The organism is Magnetospirillum sp. (genome assembly GCA_027532905.1).
Classification (GTDB): domain Bacteria; phylum Pseudomonadota; class Alphaproteobacteria; order CACIAM-22H2; family CACIAM-22H2; genus Tagaea.
Genome location: JAPZUA010000001.1, coordinates 873,935 through 896,506, shown reverse-complemented (window position 1 = coordinate 896,506; position 22,572 = coordinate 873,935). Strand labels below are relative to the sequence as shown.

At 65.8% G+C, this 22,572-nt stretch carries 20 protein-coding genes; 11 read left to right on the top strand and 9 right to left on the bottom strand.

Features of this window, described 5'->3' with window-relative positions:
• Positions 1–63: 63 nt before the first annotated feature.
• Genes addA through tsaE form a run of 5 tightly spaced genes read right to left on the bottom strand, consistent with a single transcriptional unit; the run spans position 64 to position 8,620 of the window.
• Entirely contained in the window at positions 64–3,507 is a 3,444-nt protein-coding gene (addA, locus tag O9320_04320) for a double-strand break repair helicase AddA (GenBank protein MCZ8310054.1), read from the bottom strand.
• Positions 3,504–6,413, bottom strand: a complete 2,910-nt coding sequence (gene addB, locus O9320_04315; protein ID MCZ8310053.1) for a double-strand break repair protein AddB — start codon at positions 6,411–6,413, stop codon at positions 3,504–3,506. The genes addA and addB overlap by 4 nt, the downstream gene beginning before the upstream one ends.
• Positions 6,410–7,147 carry a nucleotidyltransferase family protein gene (locus O9320_04310; protein MCZ8310052.1) on the bottom strand — a complete coding sequence of 246 codons (738 nt, stop codon included), beginning with the start codon at positions 7,145–7,147 and terminating at the stop codon, positions 6,410–6,412. Before O9320_04310 ends, addB begins: the two co-directional genes overlap by 4 nt.
• On the bottom strand, positions 7,144–8,151 hold the full coding sequence (locus O9320_04305; protein MCZ8310051.1) for a phosphotransferase: 1,008 nt from the start codon (positions 8,149–8,151) through the stop codon (positions 7,144–7,146). The genes O9320_04310 and O9320_04305 overlap by 4 nt, the downstream gene beginning before the upstream one ends.
• Positions 8,144–8,620 carry a tRNA (adenosine(37)-N6)-threonylcarbamoyltransferase complex ATPase subunit type 1 TsaE gene (gene tsaE, locus O9320_04300; protein MCZ8310050.1) on the bottom strand — a complete coding sequence of 159 codons (477 nt, stop codon included), beginning with the start codon at positions 8,618–8,620 and terminating at the stop codon, positions 8,144–8,146. The genes O9320_04305 and tsaE overlap by 8 nt, the downstream gene beginning before the upstream one ends.
• Positions 8,621–8,755: 135 nt before the next feature.
• Here tsaE and O9320_04295 point away from each other — a divergent pair, with 135 nt between their 5' ends.
• From O9320_04295 to O9320_04270, 6 genes are all read left to right on the top strand, one after another.
• Positions 8,756–9,775, top strand: coding sequence for an NAD(P)/FAD-dependent oxidoreductase (locus O9320_04295; GenBank protein ID MCZ8310049.1), 1,020 nt, complete (start codon positions 8,756–8,758; stop codon positions 9,773–9,775).
• A 272-nt stretch (positions 9,776–10,047) separates the two neighbouring features.
• Positions 10,048–12,240 carry a catalase/peroxidase HPI gene (gene katG / locus O9320_04290; protein ID MCZ8310048.1) on the top strand — a complete coding sequence of 731 codons (2,193 nt, stop codon included), beginning with the start codon at positions 10,048–10,050 and terminating at the stop codon, positions 12,238–12,240.
• A gap of 102 nt (positions 12,241–12,342) precedes the next feature.
• Complete coding sequence (locus tag O9320_04285) at positions 12,343–12,765, top strand: Fur family transcriptional regulator (protein ID MCZ8310047.1); 423 nt, start codon at positions 12,343–12,345, stop codon at positions 12,763–12,765.
• Positions 12,766–12,926: 161 nt separating this feature from the next.
• The gene (locus O9320_04280; protein MCZ8310046.1) at positions 12,927–13,355 is read left to right on the top strand and encodes a rubrerythrin family protein; all 429 of its coding nucleotides are present in this window, start codon (positions 12,927–12,929) and stop codon (positions 13,353–13,355) included.
• A gap of 91 nt (positions 13,356–13,446) precedes the next feature.
• Positions 13,447–14,811, top strand: coding sequence for a heterodisulfide reductase-related iron-sulfur binding cluster (locus O9320_04275; protein ID MCZ8310045.1), 1,365 nt, complete (start codon positions 13,447–13,449; stop codon positions 14,809–14,811).
• A 13-nt stretch (positions 14,812–14,824) separates the two neighbouring features.
• Complete coding sequence (locus O9320_04270; protein ID MCZ8310044.1) at positions 14,825–15,424, top strand: DUF3501 family protein; 600 nt, start codon at positions 14,825–14,827, stop codon at positions 15,422–15,424.
• On the opposite strand, the gene O9320_04265 is transcribed toward O9320_04270, so the two are convergent.
• Positions 15,421–15,933 carry a lecithin retinol acyltransferase family protein gene (locus tag O9320_04265; GenBank protein ID MCZ8310043.1) on the bottom strand — a complete coding sequence of 171 codons (513 nt, stop codon included), beginning with the start codon at positions 15,931–15,933 and terminating at the stop codon, positions 15,421–15,423. The genes O9320_04270 and O9320_04265 overlap by 4 nt on opposite strands.
• The gene (locus tag O9320_04260) at positions 15,930–16,424 is read right to left on the bottom strand and encodes an SH3 domain-containing protein (GenBank protein MCZ8310042.1); all 495 of its coding nucleotides are present in this window, start codon (positions 16,422–16,424) and stop codon (positions 15,930–15,932) included. Before O9320_04260 ends, O9320_04265 begins: the two co-directional genes overlap by 4 nt.
• A gap of 93 nt (positions 16,425–16,517) precedes the next feature.
• On the opposite strand from O9320_04260, the gene O9320_04255 reads away from it, so the two are divergent.
• On the top strand, positions 16,518–17,504 hold the full coding sequence (locus tag O9320_04255; GenBank protein MCZ8310041.1) for a D-glycerate dehydrogenase: 987 nt from the start codon (positions 16,518–16,520) through the stop codon (positions 17,502–17,504).
• A 16-nt stretch (positions 17,505–17,520) separates the two neighbouring features.
• On the opposite strand, the gene O9320_04250 is transcribed toward O9320_04255, so the two are convergent.
• Positions 17,521–18,093, bottom strand: coding sequence for a cysteine dioxygenase family protein (locus O9320_04250; GenBank protein MCZ8310040.1), 573 nt, complete (start codon positions 18,091–18,093; stop codon positions 17,521–17,523).
• An 8-nt stretch (positions 18,094–18,101) separates the two neighbouring features.
• Complete coding sequence (locus tag O9320_04245; GenBank protein MCZ8310039.1) at positions 18,102–18,584, bottom strand: PAS domain-containing protein; 483 nt, start codon at positions 18,582–18,584, stop codon at positions 18,102–18,104.
• A 162-nt stretch (positions 18,585–18,746) separates the two neighbouring features.
• On the opposite strand from O9320_04245, the gene O9320_04240 reads away from it, so the two are divergent.
• The 4 genes from O9320_04240 to O9320_04225 are packed head-to-tail and all read left to right on the top strand — an operon-like array spanning position 18,747 to position 22,564.
• Positions 18,747–19,418: a lysophospholipid acyltransferase family protein gene (locus O9320_04240; protein ID MCZ8310038.1), complete on the top strand. Its 672-nt coding sequence runs from the start codon at positions 18,747–18,749 to the stop codon at positions 19,416–19,418.
• Positions 19,415–20,701, top strand: a complete 1,287-nt coding sequence (locus tag O9320_04235; protein MCZ8310037.1) for a 3-deoxy-D-manno-octulosonic acid transferase — start codon at positions 19,415–19,417, stop codon at positions 20,699–20,701. The genes O9320_04240 and O9320_04235 overlap by 4 nt, the downstream gene beginning before the upstream one ends.
• Positions 20,688–21,674, top strand: a complete 987-nt coding sequence (gene lpxK / locus O9320_04230; GenBank protein MCZ8310036.1) for a tetraacyldisaccharide 4'-kinase — start codon at positions 20,688–20,690, stop codon at positions 21,672–21,674. Before O9320_04235 ends, lpxK begins: the two co-directional genes overlap by 14 nt.
• On the top strand, positions 21,671–22,564 hold the full coding sequence (locus O9320_04225) for a lysophospholipid acyltransferase family protein (protein MCZ8310035.1): 894 nt from the start codon (positions 21,671–21,673) through the stop codon (positions 22,562–22,564). Before lpxK ends, O9320_04225 begins: the two co-directional genes overlap by 4 nt.
• The last annotated feature ends 8 nt before the right edge of the window (positions 22,565–22,572 follow it).

Here is a 22,572-nt window from a genome sequence, read left to right as displayed (position 1 = left end):
GGTCCGGTCAAGCTGCGTCTGGCTGGGCACTCTTTTGCAAAGCTTTCCAGCGGTTTGCTGCCTTCAGCCAAGCGGCGCATGGCGGTCGAGCAGCGCATCGTCGATCGCCATCAAGCGCGGCGCATAGGTCCATAGCAGCGCGCACGCGATTGCGCGGCCGGGAAACAGCGGCCGCAACGCCGCGCGATAGGCGGCAAGCTGGGCAAGATAGACGGGATCGACGTCGGCCGCGTCCGCCGGCGGCGGGCGGTTGGTTTTGAAATCGACGACGAGCACGCGCGCAGGCTCGATCGCCAACCGGTCGATGCGCCCTGCCAAAGCACGTGTGCCGATGCGCGCCACGATGGGTGCTTCGGCCAAGCTGCCGGGTGCGAAAGCCGCGGCAAAGCCGGGATCGGCCAACACGCGCAACGTCTCGGCCGCGATCTCGTCGATCTGTGCGGTGTCGAGCCCGTAGGCGTTGCGCGCGAGTAGGCGGCGTGCGGCCGCTTCGCGCGCGGCCGGTGCAAGATCTGGCAAGCTCTGCAGCAGCCGATGGATGAGCTTACCGCGCAAAAACGCATCGCGATTTTTGGCAGCCAAGGGGCTTGCCACGCGGGGGGCGATCTGCGGCTGCGAAGGGACGAGCGGGCGCGGGGGCTGCGGCTCAAGCGGGGCTTCGCGCGTCGGCGCCCATGCGGGCAATGGCACGGAAGCCGCAGCCGGGACCGCGACGCCCTTTTTGTCGATCTTGCCCGTTTGCGGCGTGCGGATTGCGCGCACCTTCAGGCCGTCGATATCGGCATCGATCACGTGCGGTGCGGGCGGTTCGTCCGCCGTGCCCAAGCTCTCATGCTCCGCCGCGAGCTTGTCGAACCCTTTTGCGATGCCTGCGTACCAGGAATTGGGGCTGGGGGCTTTGCTTGTCCATCCGCACACGTAAAGCCGGTCGCGCGTGCGTGTCATCGCGACATAGAGCAGGCGGCGATATTCGGCCATCGCGGCTTCGTTGGCGGCACTGCGCGCGGTCTCGATGGGGCCAAGCCCTTTGGCGCCCGAAGGCGGCCACAGCGGCAGCGACGTGCCTGTGCTGCGCCACAGAACGCGGTCTTTGATCGTCGGCACGGCGCACGTGTCGGGCAGGAACACGATTTCGGCCTCGAGGCCTTTGGCGCCGTGCACGGTCATCACGCGCACTTCGTCGCGCCCCTGCTCCATGTCGCGCTTGATGTCGGTCGCACCCGACTGGAACCACTGCACGAAGCCTTGCAGGCTCGGGGCCGACAGCCGTTCGAAGGAAAGGCACTTGGCCAGAAACTCGTCGATCGGATCGGCGGCGTCGGGGCCGAGGCGGGCGAGCATGCGCTTTCGCCCGCTGCGCGCATGCAAGAGATCGGCATAGAACTCGTAGGGCGGCACATAGTCGGCGCGCGCGAGCAGCTCGGAAATTTCGTCGGCCGCCGCCTGCCATTTGGGATTCTCGGCTGCGCGCGTACGCAAGGCCTGCCACAGCCGCCCCTCGCGCAGATGCGCAAGCTTGAACAGATCGTCGTCGTCGAAGCCGTAGAGCGGCGATTTGAGCAGCTCGGCCAAGGCCAGATCGTCGCCGGGCAGCAGGCTGAAGCGCGCAAGCGCCAGCAGATCCATGATCGCGATCTGGTCGAGCAGCTGCATGCGGTCGGCCCCCGCGACCGGCACGCCCGCATCCTTGAAGGCGCGCACGCAGGCGTCGAAAAACCGGTTGCGTCGTCGCACCAGCACGAGCACGTCGCCCGCGCGCACCATTCGGCCGAGGGCAGGCAGATATTCGGTGCCGATCCAACCTTTGACCGTGCGCGCAATGCGGGTTGCAAGCTTCACCGACGGATGTTCGATCGACACATAGTCGAGCGGGGCATCCCACGCGACTGGATCGGCGGCTTGGTCCGGCAGCAGCGGCGGCCACAATTCGACATGGCCCGCGGCCCCAAGACGTGCGGCGCGATGCGCCACGGTCTTGCCGCCGCTGACCACGCCCGCCGCCAGGTCCGGTTCCGCAAAGGTGCGGTCCACAAGATCGAGCACCAATTGCGACGAGCGGAACGAAACTTCGAGCGGCACTTCGTGCCACGCTTCGCGCGCTTTGGCGGCAAGCGTGCTGCGCATGCGCTCGAACGCCGCAAGATCGGCACCCTGGAAACTGAAGATCGACTGTTTTTCGTCGCCGACGACGAACACGCTACGCTGCGGCCGCGTTTCGCGCGCACCGTCGCCCGCAAAAAACTCGTCCACGAGGGCCGCCACCGCCTGCCATTGTTCGGGGGCGGTATCTTGCGCTTCGTCGACGAGCAGATGGTCGATGCCGCCGTCGAGCTTGTAGAGCACCCAGGGTGCCGCCCCTTGCAGCAGGGCGACGGCGCGCAAGATCAAATCGTCGTAGTCGAGCAAGGCGCGCGCCTGTTTGAGGCGGTCGTAGCGCTGCAGCAGCGCGTGCCCCAAGCGCAGCAAGGCGGCCGAAGCACTCGCTGCCGCAATGCTGTTCAGCGATGCGTCGAGGGCGACGATGCGCGCCTGCTCTTCCTGCAACAGAGTAAAGCTCGCGGGGCTTGCGGCTTGCACGGCCTTGGTTGCGAGGCTTTTGTTTGGCGTGCCTTCGGCCGTCAAAAACGCGCGCCGCCACAGCGCGTAGAATTCCGGCGCGGTCGGTGCAGCAAGCGCTGTTCTGAGGCGGTCGGCACGGGCGATGTCGGTTTTGCCGCCCGCAGCCAGCGCTGCAATCGCGGCAGCGAAGCCTGCGCGGTCCACGCTTTCGAAGCAGCGGCGCACGGCAAGCTGCGGGCTGTCGCCGGGTGCGACGCCGAATTCGCGCCACAGATCGGCGATCGCGGTCTCGAGCCCTTCGCCCGTCGGTCCGATCGCACTGCGCAGCCGCCGTCGCCCGGCCAAAAGATAGTCGATCGCCTCGGCGAACATACGCTCGTCCGCACGCCCGACCGCAACCGCGAGCGCGTCGCGCAATGGCGTGTCGTGCATCGCGTCGGCGAGCAGTTGGTTGCGCGCCTGCGCCATCAGTTCGGCGGCAACCCCTTCGTCGGCGACGGCGAAATGCGGCGGTACGCGCGCTTCGACCGGAAAGCGCTTCAGCAGCGACTCGCAGAACGCATGGATGGTCTGGATGCGCAAAGCGCCGGGTGCGTCGATCACGCGCGCAAACAGCGTGCGCGCCGCACGCTTCGTTTCTTCGCTCGGGCTTTGGCCCAGGCGCTTGTTCAGTTCTTCGTCGAGCCTCTTGTCGTCGGCCGTCGCCCAGTTGGCCAACAAGCCGCTCAAGCGCGCATGCATTTCGGCTGCTGCCGCTTTGGTGAAGGTCAGGCACAGAATGGCGCCGGGCCGGGCACCCGCCAGCAGCAGGCGCACGATGCGCGTGGTCAGCACGTGGGTTTTGCCCGAGCCCGCATTGGCCACCACCCAAACCGACCTGGCCGGATTGGCGGCGGCGAGCTGGTTTGCGTTTGGATCGACGCTTGCGGCGGGAACGGGTGCGGTCATTCGCTGTCCCCGTCGCGCGACCATTCGAGCCAGCGCGCCAGGTGGTCGTAGTCGCCCGCATGCGACACGAATTGCGGGCGCGGACGCGAAAGATAAGCCTGATTGGGATCGCCGTAGCGCTTGAGCAAGCGGCGCAAGCCTTCAAGCGCTTCGTCGGAAAACACATCGGCGTCGGCGATTTCTTTTCCCGGTGCAAGCGTTTTCCAGTCGCCGGCCTGTTTGGCCCCGCCGAGTTTGGCGTAGACGAGGGCACCGATCGCGGCGGCGGGAATGCCTTCGAAGGCGCCTGCCTTGGCGAGGGCAGCCGTCAGCGGCAATTGCGGCGCCATGCCCGACAGCGCTTGGCGGGCCGTGGGCACGGCCCCGGTTTTGTAGTCGATCACTTCGAGGCGGCCGTCGGGGCCCATATCGATGCGGTCGGCGCGTGCGGTCAGCGTGAAGCCGCCGAGATCAAGCTCGCCCGCACACTCCACGCCGGCAATGCGCAAGCCGTCGGCCTGGCGTTCGGTCTGGAGGGCGGCAAACCATTCGGCGATACGCGCGAAGCGCGGCCACCAGAAGGCCGCGACGGCTGGGCGATCCATGTGTTCGGCGAAAATCCGCCGGCCGATTTCCAGGAGCTCGGCCTCGGGCCGCTTCGGCAGATCGCCCGGAAAGCGCCGCACGAAAGTCTCGAGGGCGGCGTGGATCATGTTGCCGCGGTCGCGCGCATCCACATCCGCGTCGATCGGATCGAGGGGGGCCAAGCGCAGCACATAGCGCGCGAAGATCGCGTAGGGATCGCGCACGAGTTTTTCGATGCCGGTGACGGCGAGTTTTGCGGGCCGTGCGGCGACGGGCGGGGTCGGGCGGGGTTTGGGCAGCGTGCGGCCTTTTTCGTCCGTGCCCGCGAGCAGTCGCGCCCAGCCGAGCGGCTTCTGCCACAGCAGCCTCTGCCATTGCGGATTGTCTTTGCCGACAAGCGCTTCGAAGCGCAGCAGCCAGCGTGCGGGCAAGGTCGGCGTGCCGTCGGTTTTGCGCGCGCGCGACAGCACCACGTCGGCCCCGGCAAGCGCTTGCGCAAAGTCGTGCGCGGCAAGTCCGATCTGGCGTTCGGGCGGCGGCAGGCCGGCGGCTTTGCGCATCGGGCGCGACAGCCACGGATCTTCGCGCGCCTCACCGGGCCACACACCCTCGTTGAGGCCGCCCAGCACCACGCGGTCGGCCGCCACGAGGCGCGCTTCGAGCGTGCCGCGAATGGCCAAGCGCGGATGACCGCCGTAAGGCGGGCGATAGGCTTCGGTTGCCAGCACCGTGTCGAGAAAATCGGCAAAATGACGGCGCTTGAGCGGGCCGAACGCGTCGGCCGCCTCGGCAAGGCGCGCTGCAAACGCGGCCACGGCCTCGCCGGCATCGCCGTCCCACAGCCTCGTCTGGCCGGTTTCGTCCTTTGCCATTGCTTCGGCCGCACCAAGGAACGCGGGCAGCAATTCGGCCAAGGTTTCGCCTGCGTTTGCAGCGTCGGCAAAGGCGGCGGCCAATGCGGCAAGCAGCGGATTGTCGGCATCGAGCGTTTGCAGGCCCGCAAGGCCCGGGGCGGGGCGCGGTCCGCGCAAGAAGTCGCGCTCGAAGCTGCGCGTGCGGGCAAGATGGCGCTCGCGCGTCTGGCCGAGCTGCACAAGCGGATGTTTGAGCAAGGCCAGCAGCGCAACGGGGGCGAAATCTTCATTGGCTGCGTGGGCGGCCAAGCGCAGCAACGTCGCCGGTGCCGTGCGGCTAAGCGGCAGGCCGGCCGTGTCGTCGGCCGTGATGTTCCAGCGTTTGAGTTCGGCCGCGACGCGGCGCGCCAAGTTTCGGTCGGCGGTGACGAGCGCTGCCGTGCGGCCCGGCGTTTCGAGCGTTTCGCGCAACAGGAGTGCTATAGCACCGGCTTCGCTGTCGGCGTCGGGGGCCTCAAGCCGACGCAAGCCTGCAAACGCCTCGGGCGCGAAAGCGGGCATATCGCGCCAACTTTCGGTGGCAGGGGCAGGCAGCAGAACGGCGGCGATGAGGCGCGCGCGCGACCCCGGTGCTGTGTCGGGCCAGTCGCGCACATCGGCGCGCGTGGCCTCCATGCGGCGCAGCAGCAGATTGAGCCCGTATTGCGGATGGCTCGGGTCCTCGCCGATCGCTTCCCACGTCGCGGCGTCGGCCGTGCGATCGAGCCCCGGCAGCACGACAGCCCCGTGCTCAAGGCGCGCGATGGTGGCGAGCAGATGGGCAGTCGCGGGCACCGAGCCCGTGGAGCCTGCCGCCCAGATCGGGCCCGGCGGCGGCGTGCGGGCCCAATGTGCGGCAAGTGCCCGGATCAATTTGGCGCGTCGCGCTTGGCCATCCATCTCGCCGCGCGATGCGAGGATCTTGGGCCATGCCTCGCGCAGAATGTCGAGGAAGGCCAAGGTCTCGCCCCAATGGGCGGCATAATCGGCCGGGACGAGATCGGCAAAACGTTCGAAGCCGACCTCTTCGATCTGCATTTCGTCGAGCAGGGCCGCCAGCGCTTCGGCGAGTTTGAAGGCGGCAGCGGGCGAGGGCACAAGATCGCCGCGTGCGGCCACGAGGCGGGCGAGCAGCATATGGCGCGCGAGCGCGTCGATCGCCGGCGGCAATTCGGCGGCAAGCGCCGCGGTCTCGGCCGCGAGCGTCAGCTCATCTTCGTCGACGTCGCCGATGGCCGCGATGCGCGGCAACAAGAGTGCGGCCCCGTCGCCTGCCGCCAGAAACGCTTCGCCAAGGGCGCGCACCGCGCGGCGATTGGGCAGCAGCACCGTGGCGCGCGACAACGCAAGCGGATCGGACCCGAGTTGTTTGCGAATGCCGTTGGCCAGGGCCGCCAGGAACGGCGTTCCGGCCGGAATGTCGAAAAGTTTCGGCGTGGCCGCATTCATCGCGCGGGCGGATAGGGCCGCGCGTGCGACCAGCCCAGTTCGAATTCGGTCTCGGCAACACTTTCGGGCGTGCCGACATGGAACCACAGACCGTCATGCGCAATGCCGACCAGCCCTTCGGCCGCTTCGAGCGCATCGTAGACGCGGTTCAGCGAGAAGCGGCCGGGTGCTTGGCCCGCAAAACACGAAGCCTTGAGGATTTGCACGCCCGCATAGACGAAGGGCGCGATCTGATTGCCTTGGCGGCGACGGGCACGGCCGAACCCGTCCATGAAATAGTCGCCGCGCCCCTCGTAGCCGCGCGCACTGGCGGCCGAATTCATCAGCAACAACGCGTTCGGTCGCTGGGCGTTCCAGGCTTGGGCCATGCGCACGAGAGCGGGTGTGGCGCCGTCGAACCACAGCACGTCGGCATTCACGCAATAGAAGGGCTCGGATCCCAGCAGCGGCAGCGCGTTCAAAACGCCACCGCCGGTTTCAAGTAGCTCGGCCTCCGGCGACAGCGCGAATTCGGCGTCGCTGCGCTTGGCGATATGCGCTTCGAGGATGGCGCGATGGTGATGGAGATTGACGACGATGCGCGTGACGCCCGCCGCGATCAGCCGGTCGAACACGCGGTCGATGAGGCTGCGCCCGGCGACTTCGACAAGAGGCTTGGGCAGCGTGTCGGTAAGCGGACGCATGCGCTTGCCCAAGCCTGCCGCGAGCACCATCGCCGTACGGATTTTGCTCATGCAGCGGTCTCGATCTTGGGGGCGGTGCGCCATTCGTTCGGCACGTTTGCGGCGAACCAGTGCTCGAGATAGGCCAACGCCGGGTGCGTCAAGCTTGCCTCGAGCAGGCGCCATACGCGCGCGATGTGGCCGAGATATTGCGGCTTGCCGTCGCGAAGGGCCAAGCGCACGAAAATGCCGATGATCTTGGCGCTGCGCTGGGCGCCCAAAACGGCAAGGCCTGCGTCGAACGCCGCTTTGTCGATTTGCGGGAACGCCGCCAGATAGCGCGCGACGCACGCAGCCCGCACGTCGGGCGACACGTCGCGGCGCGCGTCTTCGACGAGGCTCGCCAGATCGTAGACGCAACTCCCCAGCCGCGCGTCCTGGAAATCGAGCAGGCCGCAGGCGGCAATGCCGGGGCGATCGGCCAGCAGCACCAGATTGTCCACATGATAGTCGCGCAGCACGAGGCAGGGGGTTCCGATGTCGGCAAGCGCATAGAGCTTGCGCCACAATTCGAGATAATCGCGACGCAAGGCAGGCGAAGGGGCGGCACCCGTCCAGGCCGGCAGGAACCAATCGACCAGCAAGGCCGCCTCGCGGTCGAGCGTTGCGGCGTCGTAAGGCGGCACGTCGACGTTTGTCTGGGCCGGGTGCTTGTGGAGTGCGACCAGCGTGTCGGCCGCAAGCGCGTAGAGCTCGGCTTCGTTTGCCCCTTCGCGCAGCACGCGGGTAAACGTCGCGTCGCCGAGATCCTCGAGCAGCAGAAACCCGTCATGCGGATTTTTGGCTTCGATGCGCGGGGCCGAAAAGCCGAGGGCGGCGAGATGCTCGCCCACCGCCACAAACGGCCGGACGTCTTCGTGCAACGGGGGTGCGTCCATCAGCACGGCGCGGCGCTTGCCGTCGGCGAGCCGAAAATAGCGGCGGAAGCTGGCGTCGCCCGCAAGCGGGGCGGGTGCTATCCCGGCCCAGCCATGCGCATCGAGAAACGGCCGTGCGGCGGCACGCGGTTCAAACATGGCAAGCATCCAGGCGCGTTTCCCAAGCACCCGACGCAGCGAGCCGCACAAGGCGCTGCTCCGGCCCGTCGCCTTGCGCGAACGAAACGTCGAGCCTGTCGGCGGGCAGAAAATCGCCCAGGCGCTGCGGCCATTCGACGAGCAAAATCGCCTCGCTGAGCCCCTGCTCCCAGCCGAGTTCCCACACATCGTCGGGGCTCGCCAGCCGGTAGAGATCGAAATGCCAGACAGGCCCGTTCGGCAGATCGTAGGTCTGCAGCAGCGTGAAAGTGGGGCTGGGTACGACGAGCGCTTCGCCGGCGCGTGCCGCGATGAAAGCACGCGCAAAGGCGGTCTTGCCCATGCCGAGATCGCCCCACAAAGCGAGCACATCGCCCACGCGCGCGAGTCCTGCCAACTGCGCCGCCAGGGCAGCGGTCGCGGCTGGATTTTCGAGCGTCGTTGCGCGACTCGCACCTTGCGTTTCCATCGCCCCTTTCTAGCGCGTGCCGCCAAGGCTTGGGAAGCCGGAGCCCGGCGAATTCCCCGGCAAAACTCATTGAAATCGGCGGGCCGCACGCTATCAATGTTGCCGTCTTGTCTCCTTGATGAAAGCCCATCCCCCATGTCCGAACAGCCGATCCACACGACCGACGTTGCGATTATCGGTGCAGGCCCCGTGGGGCTGTTTGCCGTCTTCGAATGCGGCATGCTCAAGATGAAGACGCATGTGGTCGACGCGCTCGACATGGCGGGCGGCCAGTGTGCGGCGCTTTATCCCGAGAAGCCGATCTACGACATTCCCGGCTATCCCAAAGTGGGGGCGCTCGAGCTCATCGAAAATCTGCAGGCCCAGGCGGCCCCGTTCAACCCGGTCTACCATCTGGGCCAGCGCGTGGAGAAATTGGTGCGCGGCGAGGATGGCTGGCTCGATCTCGAAACCGCCAAGGGTACCAAGATCCGCGCCAAGGCTGTGATCCTAGCGGCGGGCGTGGGTGCCTTCGGTCCCAACAAGCCGCCGCTCGCCCGCATCGACGATTTCGAGAACAAGGGCGTGCATTATTTCGTGCAGCGGCGCGAGGATTTCCGCGGCAAGCGCGTCGCCATCGCCGGCGGCGGCGATTCCGCTTTGGACTGGACGCTGTCTTTGGCCGACGTCGCCGCGCGCGTGATGGTGATCCACCGCCGCGACAAATTCCGCGGTGCGCCCGACACGGTCGCCAAAGTCATGGATCTCGCCAAAGCCGGAAAAATCGATCTTGTCACGCCCTACCAGCTCGAAGGGCTGGAAGGCGAGCCGGGGGCGCTTACGCATGTGGTGCTCAAGGATCTCGACGGCAATATCCGCAAGCTCGAGGCCGATGCGCTGCTCGCTTTCTTTGGTCTTGCGATGAATCTCGGTCCCATCGCGGGCTGGGGCCTCGCCTTGCACAAGGGCAACATCGCGGTCGAAGCGGCCACGCTCGCCACGTCCGTGCCCGGCATTTTCGCGATCGGCGACATCGCAGACTATCCGGGCAAGCTCAAGCTCATCCTGCAAGGCTTTGCCGAAGCCGCCATGGCCGCGCATGCCGCACACAAGCTCGTGCATCCGGGCGAGGTGCTGCATTTCGAATACTCGACCACGAAGGGCGTGCCGGGCTGACCCCGTTTGTCCCACGGCATCGCTGACAATATCGGAACATATTCAACTTTAGTTTTTAGGACGCCGGACCGTGTCGTTCGGGCGTTTGGTTGCGTTTGCCGTGTCGACGCATGCAAACTTCTGCAAAATTTTGAGAACTTTTCGAAATATTTCAGTTATCTGAATTTTAGTTTAGAATAATTCTAAACTATTGACGACGTCCGGGGACGGGTCCATATAGGAACTTGAAAGCGAGGCATTTGGCCGCGCCAACCCGAAATCGGAGATGCAAGATGTCCACTGAAGCCAAGTGCCCCTTCCACCATGTCGTCGGCAAAAACGCCGTTGCGGCCGCCCCCTCGAATGCCGATTGGTGGCCCAACCAATTGAAGCTTGGCATGCTGCACCAGCACGCCCCGGCTTCGAACCCGATGGGCGAAGATTTCGACTATGCGGCCGAATTCAAGACGCTCGATCTCGACGCGGTCGTGAAGGATCTCACGGCGCTGATGACGGACTCGCAAGATTGGTGGCCCGCCGACTGGGGTCATTACGGTGGCCTCATGGTGCGCATGGCGTGGCACGCGGCGGGCACCTATCGCACCAGCGACGGGCGCGGCGGGGCCGGCTCCGGCGACCAGCGCTTCGCGCCGCTGAACAGCTGGCCCGACAACGGCAATCTCGACAAGGCGCGGCGCTTGCTTTGGCCGATCAAGCAGAAATACGGCCGCAAATTGTCGTGGGCGGATCTGTTCGTGCTCGCGGGCAACGTCGCCCTCGAATCGATGGGTTTCAAGACGTTCGGCTTCGCGGGTGGCCGCCCGGACATCTACGAACCCGAGCAGGACATCTATTGGGGTTCGGAGAAGACCTGGCTCGGCGACGAGCGCTACACAGGCGATCGCGTGCTCGAAAGCCCGCTCGCGGCCGTGCAGATGGGCCTCATCTACGTGAACCCGGAAGGCCCGAACGGCAAGCCCGATCCGGTCGCCTCGGGCCGCGACGTGCGCGAAACCTTCGCGCGCATGGCGATGAACGACGAAGAGACCGTCGCGCTGGTGGCCGGCGGCCACACGTTCGGCAAGGCGCATGGGGCGGGCGACACGTCGCTCGTCGGCCGTGAGCCCGAGGGTGCGGGAATCGAAGAGCAGGGCCTCGGCTGGGCCAACAAATTCGGCACCGGCAAGGGCGTGCACGCCACAACGAGCGGCATCGAAGGTGCGTGGAAGCCCAATCCCACCAAGTGGGACAACGGCTATTTCGACATGCTGTTCGGCTACGAATGGGCGCTCACCAAGAGCCCGGCCGGCGCCCACCAGTGGGTCGCCCAGAACGTGAAGCCCGAGCACATGATCCCGGATGCGCACGATCCCAGCAAAAAGCACCCGCCGATGATGACGACGGCCGACATGTCGCTGCGCATGGATCCGGCCTACGAGAAGATCTCGCGCCGCTACCACCAGAATCCGGCGCTGTTTGCCGACGCGTTTGCGCGCGCTTGGTTCAAGCTCACGCATCGCGACATGGGGCCGCGCGCGCGCTATCTCGGCAAGCTCGTGCCGAAGGAAACGCTGATCTGGCAGGACCCGATCCCGCAAGTCGACCACAAGCTCGTCGATGCGGCGGACATTGCGGCCCTGAAAGCACAGGTGTTGGCTTCGGGCGTTCCGGCTGCGCAGCTCGTGCAGACGGCATGGGCCTCGGCCGCGACGTTCCGCGGCAGCGACAAGCGCGGTGGGGCCAATGGTGCTCGCATTCGTTTGGCACCGCAGAAGGATTGGGCGGTCAACCAGCCCGCACAGCTGGCGAGCGTGCTGGCGAAGCTCGAGGCGATCCAGCAAGGCTTCAATGCCAAGCAGAAGGACGGCAAGAAGATCTCGCTTGCCGATCTGATCGTGCTCGCAGGCAACGCGGCGGTCGAAGAGGCGGCCAAGAAGGCCGGCGTGGCGGCAAGCGTGCCGTTCGCACCCGGCCGCATGGACGCAAGCCAGGCCGATACGGACGTCGAGTCCTTCGCCGTGCTCGAACCCACGGCGGATGGCTTCCGCAACTTTGTGCGGCCGGGCCTCGAAGCGCTTGCGGGCGAATTGCTGCTCGACAAGGCGCAGCTGCTGACGCTGAGTGCGCCTGAAATGACCGTGCTGGTCGGCGGCTTGCGCGTGCTCGGCGCCAATGCGGGCGGGGCGGCGCACGGCGTGTTCACGGCCAAGCCGGGCGTGCTCAGCAACGACTTCTTCGTCAATCTGCTCGACATGCGCACGCAGTGGAAAAAGACCGACACGGCAGGCGTGTTCGAAGGTGTGGATCGCACCTCGGGTGCCCGCAAATGGACCGGCACGATTGCCGATCTCGTGTTCGGCTCGAACGCGCAGCTGCGTGCTTTGGCCGAGGTCTATGCCGCCAACGACGCCAAGACCAAGTTCGTCGAGGATTTTGTGGCAGCCTGGACCAAGGTCATGGAACTCGACCGCTTCGACTTGAAGTAAGGCCGGTCCTGCCCGTGCGGTTTTCCCGACCGCACGGGCGGGATTTAGGTTTCTCGATACCGCCTCTTCCCTTTCGCAAGGGTTTGCCCTATTTAAATGATTATGACTCGCGATCGGACATTCACCCTGGCGGTCGACGCCCTCAAAGAAGCTGGCTTGCGCCCCACGCGCCAGCGCGTGCAGCTCCTGCATTTGCTGCGTGCGGGCGGCAATCGCCATTTGAGTGCCGACGATCTGGCGCGCGAAGCCAAAAAAATCGGCCTGTCGGTGTCGCTCGCCACCGTCTACAACGCATTGAACCAATTCACGCAAAGCGGTTTGCTGCGCGAAGTGGTGATCGCCCCTGGTATTTCTTATTTCGACACCAATATCGGGCCGCACCACCATTTCTATTTCGAAGAAGAACGCCGCCTGCAGGACATCCCGGTCGATGCAGTATCGGTTTCCGACCTGCCGCCGGCCCCGATGGGCACCAAAGTGGCGCGCGTCGAGGTCGTTATTCGCCTCGAATCCGAGCGGAAATAGCCAAAACATAACAAATCGTTCAAAATAAATTTGGAACGATTCCAGGCTATTGACGAAGCACCCTCCCAGGTCCATATAAGACGCCGAGCGGGTCCGTCGGCCCGCTTTCGGGGTGCTTTGACGCCCCGCCGTTTTTTATTTGCGCCAGAGGGAGCCTGCCCATGCCCGCACTCAAAGGGACCAAGACCGAAAAGCATCTGAAGGAAGCCTTTGCCGGCGAAAGCCAGGCCAATCGCCGCTATCTCTATTTCGCGCAAAAGGCCGACGTTGAAGGCTACAATGACGTCGCCGCCGTGTTCCGCTCGACGGCCGAAGGCGAAACGGGCCACGCGCACGGCCACCTCGAGTTCCTCGAGGAAGTCGGCGACCCGGCCACGGGCGAGCCGATCGGCACGACCGAGCAGAACCTGAAGGCTTCGATCGCCGGCGAAACGCACGAATACACCGACATGTATCCGGGCATGGCGAAGGCTGCGCGCGAAGAAGGCTTCGACGAAATTGCTGACTGGTTCGAGACCTTGGCCAAGGCCGAGAAGTCGCATGCCGGCAAGTTCTCCAAGACGCTCGAAGCGATGAAGGCTTCGGCCTAAGACCCCAAGCGGCTCCCTCCGGCGGCGCTTCTTCGTGCCGCCGCGAGGGGGCCGTTTCTTTATTCCGATATCTCACAGGGAAGTCCGTTCCATGCGCGAAGGCAGTCTCGAAGCGCCGACAAGGCACAAGCTCGACTGGACCAATCCGGATTTCTGGAACGAAGAAAAGCTCGACGCCGAATTGCGCCGCGTGTTCGACATCTGCCACGGCTGCCGGCGCTGCTTCAATCTGTGCGACTCGTTCCCCAAGCTGTTCGACCTTGTCGATGCCACACCGGGCGAAGTGCTCGAAGAAGTGCCGTCGAGCGAATTCAAGGGCGTCGTGGACGCATGCACGCTGTGCGACATGTGCTTCCTCACCAAATGCCCCTACGTGCCGCCGCACGAATTCAATCTCGATTTCCCGCATCTGATGCTGCGCTACCGCGCCATCGAAGCCAAAAAGGGCAAGGTGCCGTTCGCGGAGAAGGAACTCACCAAGACCGACCGCAACGGCCGCTTGGCCGGCCTCGTGTCGGGCGTTGCCAATTGGGCGACCGACACCAAGAACACAACGACGCGTGCACTCCTCGAAAACGTCGCGGGCGTGGATCGCGAAGCGGCCTTGCCGAAATTCCACGGGGCGACGTTCGAAGTGCGTGCCAAGCGCGAAACACTCGTGCCGAACCCCGAGGCCCCCGCCTTCGGCAAACGCAAGGCAGCGCTCTACGCGACGTGCTTCGTGAACTACAACAACCCGAATATCGGCATGGCGATGCGCGCCGTGCTGGCCAAAAACGGCGTCGACAGCAAGGTCGTGTATCCCAAATGCTGCGGCATGCCGCAGCTTGAGCATGGCGAGATCGACAAGGTCGCGGCGAATGCGGCCCTCGTGGCGCGCGAATTGAGCCCGCTGATCGACGAGGGCTACGACATCGTTGCGTTGATCCCGTCGTGCGCGCTCATGCTCAAATTCGAATGGCCGCTGATTCTGCCCGACGATCCGTTCGTGGCCAAGCTCGCCAAGGCGACGTTCGACGCGTCCGAATACGTCGTCGACATCCACAAGAAGCACGGGCTTGCACCGGGCTTGAGCGAGCTCGACGGCGGCGTATCGATGCATTTCGCCTGCCATGCACGCGCCCAGAATATGGGCCCGAAGGCCGCCGAAATGCTGCGCCTGATCCCCAAAGTGAGCGTGGCCATCATCGAGCGCTGCTCGGGCCACGGCGGCTCGTGGGGGGTCATGAAAAACAATTTCGAGACGGCTCTTAAAGTCGGAAAACCCGCGATCAAGGCTGTCGCCGCCAACAAAAAGACCTATCTCTCTTCCGAATGCCCGCTTGCGGGCGAGCATTTGGTGCAAGGGCTGGAGCGGCTCGACATGGCGGACAAGCCGCAGATCGACCATTCGCTGCATCCCATCGAACTTTTTGCCAAAGCCTACGGGCTCGTATCCCCCACGGGCTCGAATTGAAGGAGTGACGATTATGGCTCTCGCCGTGAAGCGCGAAATCTCGCGCGCCGACATTCTGCCTATCGAAGCCTATGCGCTTGAGCGCAAGGCGTTGCGCGAAAGCGTGGTCGCGGCCAAGCGCCTGCGTCGTGTTTCCGTCGGCCCCGACGCCACCTTCTATTTCGAGAATTACCAGACGATGTGGCATCAGGTGCACGAGATGCTGTTCATCGAAAAGGGCGGCGAAGCGCAGATCGCCGACGAGCTTGCCGCGTTCAACCCGCTGATCCCGCAGGGTGCCGAACTCGTCGCCACGATGATGATCGAAATCGACGATGCGGTGCGCCGTGCGGCCACGCTCAACAAGCTCGGCCATATCGAGCGCCACATCGCGTTCGAAGTGGGCGGCAAGCGCATTGCCGCCGCAGGAGAAACCGACGTCGAGCGCACCAAGGACGACGGCAAGACCTCGTCCGTGCATTTCCTGCGCTTTGCGTTCGACACAGCTTCGATCGCGGCGTTTTGCAAGCCGGGTGCGCGCGTGCTGCTCGGCATCGACCATCCGAATTACGGCCACATGGCCGTGCTCGGCGAAGACGTGCGCGCGGCTCTGGCCGAGGATTTCTCGGCTTAAGCGATCCTGTTTGCGTCGGCGGCGTGGCCCAGAGCCGCGTCGTCGGCGGCAACTGCGCGCGGCGGCTTTGCCGTGAGCGCAAAGGTTGCGGCCGACACGAGGCCCACGGCCCCTGCGGCAATCCAGTTCGGTCCGACGAAATTGAGCGCGAGGCCGGCAAGCGTGCCGATGGCACCGGCGAGCCGCACTTGGCGGCTGCGCGCTTCGCCGAACGCGCATTCGCCCACAAAATGCTCGCAGTTCTTTTCGAGCCAATCGTAGCCCGCTTCGCCGAGCCGTTCCTGCGCGCGCGCCACGATCTCGGCGGGCGGAAAGCTCGGCCGGTCAATCGGCACCACATAGAGGGCGCGGCCTTTGGCGAAGGTCTCGAGCGGAAGGCGCACCACACCCTGGTGCGGCAGGCGGCTGATCGCGTGGCCGCGTCCGTCGGCAATGCCGACATGCCAATAGGCCGCACGCCGCACGGCGACGATGTCGCCAGGTTCGACGTAAACCGTTTGGTCGCTCATTTTATCGCCTCGTTCGGATAGACGCCCCAAATCTCGCCGCGTTGGACCCAGCCGCGGAAACCCGCCGTCTCGAGCCGGCACCACGCGTCGCGGCATTCGAGAATGGCCGCGATCACGCCGGGCTCGACGCGCGCCACCACGGGCGCGTCCGTTTCCGGGCGGCGGCGCAGATTGCGCATCTCGCCTTCGACGACGGCCGAGCGGCGGCCCGTGAGCATGCTTTGATGCACCCAGCCTTCGGTGCCGTCGCGGTCGCGGATGCGCCGCCACGTCTCGAATTCCTGCAGGATCTCGACCGGCATCTGGCGGCGCACGAACACCCATTCGACCGGATAGCGTACGCCGGGGCCGGTGCGCAGATTGACCTCTTCCGAGCGCAGCGACACGAAGCGGGGTACAGGCAGGTTTTCGCGCTGGGCTTGTGCCGCCAGCGGGGCGGCAAAAACCGGGAGAAGCAGCAGCGTGGTGAGCAAGCGAATCATGGGCGCCATTATAGTGGATCCGGCGGTTCTGGACAGAGGGGGGGATGGGCTGCTACGCGAAGGGCATCTCCCCGTTAAGCCGCAGCCGGACATCGCCCAACCATGACCCGTCGCCGCCCGCTTGTGATCGTCACGCGCAAACTGCCCGACCAGATCGAGACGCGCATGATGGAACTGTTCGAGTGCAGGCTCAATCTCGACGACCATCCGTTCAGCCAAGCCGAGCTCATGCGCGCGATGGCGGAGGTCGAAATTCTGGTCCCGACCGTGACCGACAATCTCGACGCCGTGCTGATCAACGGCGCGGGGGCCGATCTCAAGCTCATCGCTTCGTTCGGCACGGGCATCAACCACATCGCACTCGACGCCGCCAAGGCGCGCGGCATCACGGTCACCAACACGCCGGGCGTGCTGACCGAGGACACTGCCGACATGACGATGGCGCTGATCCTGGCGGTCGCCCGCCGCATCGGCGAGGGTGAGCGTCTCGTGCGCAGCGGTCGCTGGACCGGTTGGGCGCCCACCGCCATGCTCGGCATGCGCTTGGCCGGCAAGCGCCTCGGCATCGTCGGCATGGGGCGCATCGGTCTCGCGGTCGCAAAGCGCGCGCGCGCTTTCGGCATGTCGATCCACTACCATAATCGCCGCCGCATCGACGCGGCCGTCGAGAGCGAGGTCGAGGCGACATATTGGGAAAGCCTCGACCAGATGCTGGGCCATATCGACGTGCTGTCGGTCAATTGCCCGCACACGCCGGCCACGTACCATCTGCTGTCGGCGCGTCGCCTGCGCTTGCTCAAGCCGCGCGCGATCGTGGTCAACACGGCGCGCGGCTCGGTGATCGAGGAAGAAGCGCTGGCGCGTGCGCTTTACGCGCGCGAGATCGCGGGGGCCGGGCTCGACGTGTACGAGCACGAATCGCAGGTGCATCCGCGCCTGCTCGAACTCGACAACGTCGTGCTGCTGCCGCATATCGGCTCGGCCACGCACCAGGGCCGCGACGCGATGGGCGAGAAGGTCATCGTGAACATCAAAAGCTTCGTCGACGGCCACACCCCGCCCGACAAAGTCGTGCATACGATTTTTTGAGCGCTGCTGCGGCTGCTCAGTCCGTCGTTTTGTGGTGGCCCACATCGATGCGCCGGCGCGTACCGGCCGCGACGTCGTACATGTGGAACGAGCTCATGTTGCGGCCGTAGAGATGCAAGGACACGCAAGTGGGCCTGCCGGCGGCGACACCGGTCATATGGATATGGTCGGGGTTGGGCACGAAGCTCGTGACCGCCCCCGGATTGAGGAGCACGACCCCGCCGCGTTTGAGCGCAATACCGCTATCGGCGCAGATTTCGCCGTGCGGGCACATATAGGCGCGCTCTTCGAGGAACCCTTCCACGACGCCGACCACGCCCCAGCTGCCATGGTCGTGCACGGGCGTCCATTGGCCCGGCAGCCACACGAGCGCGTAGAGCGACAGCTTGTCGTCCGGGCACAGATAGATCGCGTTGCGCCGATAGTGCGCGGGATCGGACTGGCGATGTTCGGGTCCGAGAAACTCGGGCGCAAGCTGCGTCAGGCGCTGCATCAAAGGGGCGATCGCATCGACGCGGTCGGCAACGTCTGGAAGGCGGTCGATTTCGCGTTTGGCGCCGTCGACGAATTCGGACAGGGCAGGATGCATCTTCGTTTTCAGCTTTCGTGGCCCGCGACGATATAGGCACCCACGAGCACGAGGCGCACGCTGTCGTCGCCTTTGGACCGGTCGGACAAAGGCAGCGACACGCGTTCCCATGTCTGGTCGAGTTGCCAGCTTTTGCGCCCGTCGAGCGTGCCGAATTCGAACAGGGCCGAATAGGTGCGCACGACCGGGGCGGCACCGATGCGCACGCGGTCGTATTCTTCCTGCAGCAACTTGGCCTGTTCGGGCGGCAATTCGTCGATCGCTTTGCCGGTCATTTCGCGGCGGAACGTTTCGACGAAATAGGTGCCGTAGAGCCGGTAGATCCAGCGCTCTTCGGCAAGCTCGACCAGCATCAGGTGCCCGAGCCATGCGCGCATGTCGACCGGGTCGAAGTCGGCGCGGTCGGGATAGCGGCCCCCGCGCTGGCGCGCCTGCCAGAAGGCGAACAACTCGGCGAGTTTGGGCTCTTTGAATTCGGGTGCGGCGGTCAAAGGGGGCTCTTTTTCGCCTCAGTCTGCGGTAGGGGCGGGAAAAACCATTGGCCGGAGTATGCCGCCGCCGCCGTGACCGGCACAAGGCTGCCTCTTGCGCGGCGGGGCGGAAGCGTGTTCTTTCCGGCTCTTCGAGGCAGAAAAACACGATTCGGCACGGAATTGCTCAAAAACTTCTTCCGCTCGGCCTTTGGCCAGACGCTGCTGGCGGCCCTTGCCGCCGGCTACATGCGTTTTGTCCATGCCACCACGCGATGGCAGACGCTGGGCAACGAACATCCGGAAAACTGCGCGGCTGCCGGCAAGCCGTTCATTGGCTGTTTCTGGCATCAGCGCATGCTGATGCTGCCGCCGATCTGGGCGCATCGGCGCAACCTGCACATGCTGACATCGACCCATGCCGACGGTATCCTGATCGCCAAGGCGATCGCGCATTTCGGCGTGAAGATGATCGAAGGCTCGACCAATCGCGGGGCGGCGGCGGCCTTGCGCATGATGGTGGAGAAATTGCGCCAGGGCGAGCAGGTGGCCATCACGCCCGATGGGCCGCGCGGGCCTGCGCGCAAAGCGGCCCCGGGTGTGGCCTCGGTTGCGATGCTCGCACAGGCCGTGGTGATTCCGGTCGCCTATTCGGTGTCGCGCGCGCGTTTCATGCGCTCGTGGGACCGCATGCTGATCCCGCTGCCGTTCTCGCGCGGCGTGATGATCTGGGGCGAGCCCATGGCCCCGCCCGCCACGCGCGCCGAGATCGAGGCGTTTTCCCTCGAACTCGAAGCGCGGCTCGATGCGCTGTGCGTCGACGCCGACCGGCGCGTCGGGCTCAAAGCGCCATGATGCGCGCCCTTTATCGGGGCCTCGCCGCATTGAGCATCCCGGCCCTTGAATTGCTGCTCGCCCGCCGCGTCGCGCGCGGCAAGGAAGACGCGTCGCGGCTCGGCGAGCGCAAGGGCCGCGGCGGCCGGCCGCGCCCGGCGGGCAAACTCTTGTGGATCCACGGGGCTTCGCTCGGCGAGGCGCGCTCGGTGCTGCCGCTGTTGCGCCGCCTGCTCGCATCGCGCCCGGCTTTGTCGATCCTCGTCACGACCGGCTCGCTTACGTCCGCGCAGATGCTCGCGCGCGAGCTCGACGGTGCGCGCGCCTTCCACCAATTCGTGCCGCTCGATGTGCCGCGCTGGGTCGCGAGCTTCCTCGACCATTGGCGCCCCGATGCGGTGCTGTGGCTCGAAAGCGAATTGTGGCCCAATCTGCTGGGGCAGGTTGCTGCAAGGCGCATCCCTGCCGCTCTCGTGAATGCGCGCATCACCGCACGCTCGGCCAAACGCTGGATGCAGGCGCGCCGGGTGTTTGCCCCGCCCTTCGAGGCGTTTGCCGTGGCGTTGGCGCAAAGCGAGGAAATCGCCGAACGCTTGCGCACCTTGGGCCTTGGCCAAACGGTCGCCATCGGCAATCTCAAACACGATGCGCCCAAACTCGCGATCGACTCGGTTGCCCTCGCAGCCTTTACGGCCGAAGCCGGTACGGCGCCGCGTTGGCTTGCGGCCCAAATCCATCCCATCGAACTCGGCGCCATTCTCGAAGCGCAGCGCAAGCTCAACGGCCAGGCCGCCCTTGTGCTCGTCCCGCGCCATGCCGAACGCGGGCCCGAAATGGCGGCTTCTGCCCAAGCGCTTGGCTTGGACGCACGCTTGCGCAGCCGTGGCGAAGCGTTCGTACCAGGTGCCGTCTATATCGCCGATACGATGGGCGAGCTCGGACTGTTCTACCAAGCCTGCCCGATCGCGTTTGTCGGCGGCTCGCTCGAGCCGCATGGCGGCCACAATCCGCTTGAGCCCGCGCGTGCGGGTGCAGCCATCGCCTTCGGCCCGTCGATGGAGAATTTTTCGGAAATCGCCGACGCCTTGTGCGCCGCCGGTGCCGCCACACGCGTTGCCGATGCAGATGCGCTCGCCGCTTGGGTTGCAGGGCACTTGGCCGATCCGGCCTTGGTCGCGCGCGAAGGCGCTGCCGCAGCCGCGTTTGCTGCCCAAGGGGCGGGAACGGTCGAGCGTGTGCTGGCGGCCCTCGGGCCAGTGCTGATCGGTCTCGGGCCGGAGGCGCTCGACCATGCGCGCACCTGAATTCTGGACCAAGCAAGGCGGCCTTGCGCGCGTCCTCGCACCGCTCGGTGCCGCCTATGCGCTCGGCGGCGATCTACGCCGCCGTTTTGCCGAGCCGTGGCGCGCCCCCGTTCCGGTCGTGTGTGTGGGCAATCTCACCGTGGGTGGGACCGGCAAAACGCCGACGGTCGCAGCGCTCGCCCGAACGCTGACCAGCCAAGGGCGGCGCGTGGCCATCTTGAGCCGCGGCTATGGCGGGCGGCTGCGCGGGCCCTCGCGCGTCGATCCGGCCCGGCACGGTGCACGCGATGTCGGCGACGAGCCGCTGCTGCTCGCACGGGTCGCCCCCGTCTATGTCGCGCGCGACCGCAAGGCGGGGGCTGAAGCCGCCATCGCCGACGGTGCCGATCTTCTGTTGATGGATGACGGCTTCCAGAATCCGCAGATCGAAAAGACATTGTCGCTGGTCGTGGTCGACGGGGCGGCGGGGTTCGGCAATCGGTCCGTTTTCCCGGCAGGCCCGTTGCGCGAGCCTGTGGCGACAGGCTTTGCACGCGCGCACGCCCTCGTGATGATCGGTGCGGACGCAAACGCCGCTGCCTTCGGCTTCGGTGGCCCCGTGTTGCGCGCCGATCTGGTGCCGACGGACAAGGCCGCGTGGGCAGGCGTGCCGGTCGTGGCCTTTGCCGGCATCGGCCGGCCGCAGAAATTCTTCGATACGCTTGCGAGCCTAGGGGCGGCACTGCGCGGCACCTATCCGTTTGCCGATCACCACGCCTACAAGCGCCGCCAGATCGAACGGCTGCTGATCATAGCCAAAGAGCAGCACGCCGTGCTTGTCACGACCGAGAAGGATTTTGTGCGGGTGCCGGCCGATCTCGCCGCACAGATCCGCACCGTGCCGGTCGAACTGCGTTTTGCCGATCAGCCCGCTTTGCTGCGTCTGCTGGCCCAGGGACTCGCCCAGGGACTCGCAGGGGGGGCGCTCAAATGAGCGCGTTCGCGCGGCTGCGCTATTTCGGCGAGGCGATCTTCGTGGTCGGCCTCTATCGTTTGCTTGGGCTGCTGCCGCTCGATGTTGCCTCGGCGATCGGCGGTGCGATCGGGCGCGCGGTCGGGCCGCTGCTGCCGCTCACGCGGCGCGCAAGGCGCAATCTCCAACGCTTCATGCCGGAACTTGGACCCGACGGGATCGAGGCTGCGATCGTCGAGATGTGGGACAATCTCGGCCGAACGGCGGCCGAATATCCGCATCTGCACAAATTCGCGATTGACGGTGCCGATGCGCGCATTGCCGCGACGGGGGGCGAATTTATCGATGCCGCCAAAGCCGCCGGCCGGCCGATCATTTTCTATGCGGGCCATCTCGCCAATTGGGAGATGGGCACGGTCACGGCCGCCGGTTTCGGCACGCGCGTGATGCTGGTCTATCGCGAGGCCAACAACCCCTATGTGGAAAAACTGTTCCACGCCGGGCGCGGGGCCATCTCGGCGGGCTTGATCCCGAAGGGCAAGAAGGGGGCGAAGCTCGCCATCGAAGCGCTAAAGGCCGGCAAGGCGCTCGGCATGCTGCTCGACCAGAAAATGAACGACGGCGTGGCCGTGCCCTTTTTCGGCGTGCCCGCGATGACGGCCCCGGCCGTGGCAGCACTCGCCTTGCGCTTCAATTGCGCGCTGTTGCCGGTGCGCATCGAACGGCTGGGCCGAGCGGCACGCTTTGCCGTGACGGTGGGTGCGCCAATGGATTTTGCTTCACTGCCCGGCGCCGACGACAAAAGCCGCCAGATGGCGATTCTGGCGGCGATCAACGACGATCTCGAAAAATGGATCCGGGCGCGTCCCGGCCAGTGGTTGTGGCTGCACCGCCGCTGGCCGGACGCGTGATCCGCAGG

Excerpts from the sequence above, each read along its gene's own strand:
- addA (MCZ8310054.1), bottom strand. The coding sequence starts at position 3,507 with ATGACCGCACCCGTTCCCGCCGCAAGCGTCGATCCAAACGCAAACCAG.
- addB (MCZ8310053.1), bottom strand. The coding sequence starts at position 6,413 with ATGAATGCGGCCACGCCGAAACTTTTCGACATTCCGGCCGGAACGCCG.
- O9320_04310 (MCZ8310052.1), bottom strand. The coding sequence starts at position 7,147 with ATGAGCAAAATCCGTACGGCGATGGTGCTCGCGGCAGGCTTGGGCAAG.
- O9320_04305 (MCZ8310051.1), bottom strand. The coding sequence starts at position 8,151 with ATGTTTGAACCGCGTGCCGCCGCACGGCCGTTTCTCGATGCGCATGGC.
- tsaE (MCZ8310050.1), bottom strand. The coding sequence starts at position 8,620 with ATGGAAACGCAAGGTGCGAGTCGCGCAACGACGCTCGAAAATCCAGCC.
- O9320_04295 (MCZ8310049.1), top strand. The coding sequence starts at position 8,756 with ATGTCCGAACAGCCGATCCACACGACCGACGTTGCGATTATCGGTGCA.
- katG (MCZ8310048.1), top strand. The coding sequence starts at position 10,048 with ATGTCCACTGAAGCCAAGTGCCCCTTCCACCATGTCGTCGGCAAAAAC.
- O9320_04285 (MCZ8310047.1), top strand. The coding sequence starts at position 12,343 with ATGACTCGCGATCGGACATTCACCCTGGCGGTCGACGCCCTCAAAGAA.
- O9320_04280 (MCZ8310046.1), top strand. The coding sequence starts at position 12,927 with ATGCCCGCACTCAAAGGGACCAAGACCGAAAAGCATCTGAAGGAAGCC.
- O9320_04275 (MCZ8310045.1), top strand. The coding sequence starts at position 13,447 with ATGCGCGAAGGCAGTCTCGAAGCGCCGACAAGGCACAAGCTCGACTGG.
- O9320_04270 (MCZ8310044.1), top strand. The coding sequence starts at position 14,825 with ATGGCTCTCGCCGTGAAGCGCGAAATCTCGCGCGCCGACATTCTGCCT.
- O9320_04265 (MCZ8310043.1), bottom strand. The coding sequence starts at position 15,933 with ATGAGCGACCAAACGGTTTACGTCGAACCTGGCGACATCGTCGCCGTG.
- O9320_04260 (MCZ8310042.1), bottom strand. The coding sequence starts at position 16,424 with ATGGCGCCCATGATTCGCTTGCTCACCACGCTGCTGCTTCTCCCGGTT.
- O9320_04255 (MCZ8310041.1), top strand. The coding sequence starts at position 16,518 with ATGACCCGTCGCCGCCCGCTTGTGATCGTCACGCGCAAACTGCCCGAC.
- O9320_04250 (MCZ8310040.1), bottom strand. The coding sequence starts at position 18,093 with ATGCATCCTGCCCTGTCCGAATTCGTCGACGGCGCCAAACGCGAAATC.
- O9320_04235 (MCZ8310037.1), top strand. The coding sequence starts at position 19,415 with ATGATGCGCGCCCTTTATCGGGGCCTCGCCGCATTGAGCATCCCGGCC.
- lpxK (MCZ8310036.1), top strand. The coding sequence starts at position 20,688 with ATGCGCGCACCTGAATTCTGGACCAAGCAAGGCGGCCTTGCGCGCGTC.
- O9320_04225 (MCZ8310035.1), top strand. The coding sequence starts at position 21,671 with ATGAGCGCGTTCGCGCGGCTGCGCTATTTCGGCGAGGCGATCTTCGTG.